Below are 4,080 nucleotides of genomic sequence, written 5' to 3'. Positions count from 1 at the left end.
TCTAGCGCCCCGTTCGGCGCAGCGGGTCGAATTCGCGCAGGGCTTGGGGTTGCTTGCCGGTGGTGATCTGTTCGGCCAGTAGCCGGCCGGTCACCGGTCCATGAGCCAGTCCCCACATGCCGTGGCCGCCGGCAACGTAGACGCCGCGCGTCACCTCCCCGATGAGTGGGCGGCCGTCGGGAGTGACGGGGCGCGGGCCCACCCACATCTCGCTGCGTTCGGCCCACCGCACGCCCTGCAGCAAGGGAGCCGCGGAGGTGACGATGGCATCGACCCGCGCCGGTATCGCCGGATCGTGCGGGGCGCGGAATTCCATGGTTCCCGCCACCCGCAGCGCGCCGTGGTAGGGCGTGCACGCAACCCGCACATCGGGCAGGTAGACGGGCCCGGGGATGGGACGGTCCACGGGCACCGTGAACGAGTAGCCGCGACCGGCCTGCACGGGCACGCGTATCCGACTGCCGGCGAGCCGGGATAGCCATGCGCCGGTGGCGATCACCGCGGTGTCGGCGGTCAACGGCTCGTCATTTGGCGGGTGGACGCTGACCCCGCTGCCCGAGCTGGACACGTCGCGCACCTCCAATGTGCGCATCGTCGCGCCGCGCCGCACGACCGCCTGACTCAGCGCGTGGACGAACCGGCCGGGATCGACGAAGCGTTGACCGTTGATGCTCAGGGCGGCGGTGATCGCCTGCGATGCCAGCGGCACTTGCTCGCGTAGCGCCTCGCCGGCCAGAGCGGTGACAGATATTGTCTGCCCGGCCCTTTCGAGATGCTTGAGTTCGCGCATCATGCGTTCGGCTTGTTCGGTGCTGCGGAACAGGGCGGTGATCGGGGCATCGGTCACCGGTGCGTCGACGCCGTTGGCGACGAGTACGTCGAAGGCTTCGATGGCTTCTTCGTTGAGCGGCACGTTGGCGCGCACCGCCCGGTTCCACGACTCGGGTCGGCAGTTGGCGACGAAGCGCATCAAGAAGGCCCCGAGCTCGGCGTCGGCGGTCAAGGGAATGTGCAACGGGGCGGCCGGATCGACGAGGGCGCGCAGCCCATATCGCAGCACACCGGGTGAGTTCAGCGGCACCGTCAGTGCCGGTGCGATCCAGCCGGCGTTGCCCCACGATGCTCCGGCGGCCACGCCGGTGCGGTCAACCACGGTGACATCGAGGCCGCGCTCTTGCAGGAACCACGCCGTCGACAGCCCGACGATGCCCGCACCGACCACGATCGCCGACCGGGGTCCGCCGTCAATGCGCTCGCCGCCGCTCATCACAAACCTCCGCATCCGAACTTTCGTCCTTGCGTCCATGGTGGCTTCACCAGGAGAAAGGCATTTGCTGAAATCCGACAAGAGGCCGATGCCGGGTTGTCGAGATTCGACAACGCCCTCGTGAGCGCGGCCGTGTCCCGGCGAATCGGGTAGGCGCCGGCAGCGAGCATCTCCGCGACCGGCTTCGACGCGCCGTGAGGTGCCGGAGGCGTACAGCGCCGGCTGGCGCGCTTTGTCGTGTTTCGACAGCCCGGACTGGTCAGTCGGTGTCGGTGGCGGCGAGTTCGATCATCATGGCCAGCCGCTTCTTGGCATCGTCGAGTGGCAGATTCGTGATTTCGGCCATCTTGCGGAGCCGGTACCGCACGGTGTTCTCGTGCACACCCAGCCGGTTGCCCGCTTCGGTGGGGTCGCCCTGGGCCTCGAGCCAGGCCCGCAGGGTGGGCAGGTAGTCGGTGGCGTGGTCGCGGTCGTGCCGGCGCAGTTCGGCCACCGGCCGGCGATCGGGGGAGCGTCCTGAGCGTGCCGCACTGCGCAACCGTTGCAGCAGGATGTCGTCCCACGACTCGTCGTAGGCCGGAGGGGCGACGCCGGTCGGCGACGTCTCGTGTAGCGCCAGGCACTCGTCGGCCTCGTGGCGCGCCGCGACCAGATCAGCGACCTCTGCGGCACCACTGATACCGGCCAACAGCATCACCCGCTCGGGCAATGCCGCCTGCAGGCTGGAAACCCACTTCCTGGCAGCTTCTGATTGTTCGCCGGGCAGCAGCGTGTACACGGTGTTGCCGGCCAGGGCACTGCGGCCCGGCCGTGACCAACCAAAGCCGGTCGTGGCTCGCTCGAACGCCAACAGCAGCGCCGCGTCGCGTTCCGCGCCGATGAACGCCTGCAGCGCAACCACCCGCAACACGGTGTGCGGCAGGCCCAGTCGGCTGGCGGCGGTGGCGGCATCGGCAGTGCCCTCCAGCAACCGGATCACCAGTTCGGATTCCACTTGCCGCTCGAGGTCCGCGCTGGCACGTGACCGCAACAGGTGCAGGGCCACCGTGTGAGCCCCGTCGGCCAACGCAGTGAGCGCAGCCCCGGCCAACGGTGTCGCGCACTCGACCCACACCGACCCCATGAGCTGACGACCCGACCGCACCGCCACCACCATGCGCCCGGTCACACCGTGAGCAGAGTCCGGGCCGACAAACAACGGTTCGTCAGAAGACTCCAAATGCGCGTACACACCCCGAGCGTCAAAGAAGGCCCGCAGCTCCTCCGGCGCCTGTCGCTCGACGATGGTCGCCACCCGTGCCGGGTCGGCGCCGCGCTGGCGCCGCGAGTACGCCAAGACCCGCGAGAGCCGGTCCTCGATGATGACCGCCCCGCCCGCGGACTCGGCCAAACTGTCGGCCAGTGCGAACAGATCCGTTGGCCCGCGACCGGATTCGGTTTCACGGCCCTCCAGGACCAGCCCGAAGATGACCGCGGCCAACTCGCTCCAGGACATCGCCGGGTCGACCACCATCACGGCTACACCTTCGGCCGCACCGGCGAATGCGGTGTCGTCATCGCCCTCGGCGCGGACGAGTACGACCACGGCACGGGCTTGCGCCGCCCAGTGCACCGCCTGCTGCACTGATTGCGCGCCGATACCCAGCAGCACGTCACCGACGACGGCGCGGTCCTCGATGAGTTCATGCAGCACCACGCTGCGCAACTCCGTGGACCGCGGGACAGGACAAAACCGCAATCGCACGCCATAGCTGCCCAGCACATTGGCTAGGCGGTCCAACGTGACCACGGGCCGCTCCCTATGCCGAATCAACCCCAGCGTATCGGTTGCCGAATGCGCCCCGGTCAACGGCGGGCTCCCTGACGCGATGACGCCGCGCCGATCCCAGTACTTACAGGATCAGTTGATATCCACGGCAGCAACCGAATTCATCGTGCCTACTGCGTGGGGCAGTTGTGGACCAGAACCGCCGCGGTCACGGTCGCGACGAAGAAGGCGTGGGTGTTCGCGACCGTCAGATCCCACATGTCGGCCGTGCCGAATACCGAAGTGCTACCTGCGACCTGCGCGACGCTGTCCCGGAACGGGGTGGTCAACCGATCACCGGGACGCAGGTCTTTCGCGTCAACCCATTCGGCTCCCGGCCGAATGGCTCCGCCAGTGGTGGCGGCCAGCTCGGAGACCTCGGACGGCTCTGTCTGCGCCCGGGCCGTGCTGTAGAAGGGATGCTTGGCGGTTGTGTGTACCACCGAAGTGACATCGGCGGCGTTGGTGATCGTGAGGTCGAGCAGGTCGGTGTCGTGGTTGACCAGGACCGCCTCCACGGGCTGACCGCTGGTGCGCCCGGTTTCCGGGTCGACTGACCACACCCGATCGCCGACCTTGAGTTCCGCGATGGGGCGCTTGGTGCCATTGGCCATCAGGACCAGCGTGTCCGGGCCGAAGGATTGGCCCGCGCACGGAACATGCTGTGTCAGTGGGGTTGTCAGTGACTCGGCAGCCATGACCGCTGCCGGACTGTCGGCGAATTGCTGCGCGCGCGGCGCACCTGCGTGTTGCTCTGAACGTGGGCGATCGATGCCGGCCAACCAGAGTATCCCGCAAAGAGAAAGCACGATGGTGACCATCAAAGCCACCGGTACCCGCCACCAACGGCTACGACGCCACCACGACCGTTCACCCGGTACGAAGTTCACCACGACGATTCCCCTGAATACACCAGTTCTGATATCCGTCGGCAATGTCGGACACGTTCTGCAGGTGTAGTCGGGAGCCGGCCCCGAAACCGAATGCCGTCCGCCGGTGATCTAGC

At 67.8% G+C, this 4,080-nt stretch carries 3 protein-coding genes; all 3 read right to left on the bottom strand.

All coding sequences use genetic code 11. The features are described from left to right. Position 1: 1 nt before the first annotated feature. The gene (locus ACJH7A_RS30115; RefSeq protein WP_212812003.1) at positions 2 to 1,267 is read right to left on the bottom strand and encodes an FAD-binding oxidoreductase; all 1,266 of its coding nucleotides are present in this window, start codon (positions 1,265 to 1,267) and stop codon (positions 2 to 4) included. A 259-nt stretch (positions 1,268 to 1,526) separates the two neighbouring features. After that, a complete protein-coding gene (locus ACJH7A_RS30110) occupies positions 1,527 to 3,056 on the bottom strand; it encodes a CdaR family transcriptional regulator (protein WP_212812002.1) in 1,530 nt (509 codons plus the stop codon). 149 nt (positions 3,057 to 3,205) lie between these two features. Continuing rightward, a complete protein-coding gene (locus ACJH7A_RS30105) occupies positions 3,206 to 3,772 on the bottom strand; it encodes a Hint domain-containing protein (protein ID WP_212812001.1) in 567 nt (188 codons plus the stop codon). Between the last annotated feature and the right edge of the window lie 308 nt (positions 3,773 to 4,080).

Origin of the sequence: Mycobacterium sp. SMC-17 (genome assembly GCF_045310915.1) — a bacterium.
In the GTDB taxonomy this organism is placed as follows: Bacteria; Actinomycetota; Actinomycetes; order Mycobacteriales; family Mycobacteriaceae; genus Mycobacterium.
Note: the sequence above shows the minus strand (reverse complement) of the source record. Positions and strands in the feature narration are given on the sequence as shown.

What these genes read in the sequence shown, in the direction of transcription:
- ACJH7A_RS30105 (WP_212812001.1), bottom strand. Translation starts at nt 3,772, where the DNA reads ATGGCTGCCGAGTCACTGACAACCCCACTGACACAGCATGTTCCGTGC.
- ACJH7A_RS30115 (WP_212812003.1), bottom strand. Translation starts at nt 1,267, where the DNA reads ATGAGCGGCGGCGAGCGCATTGACGGCGGACCCCGGTCGGCGATCGTG.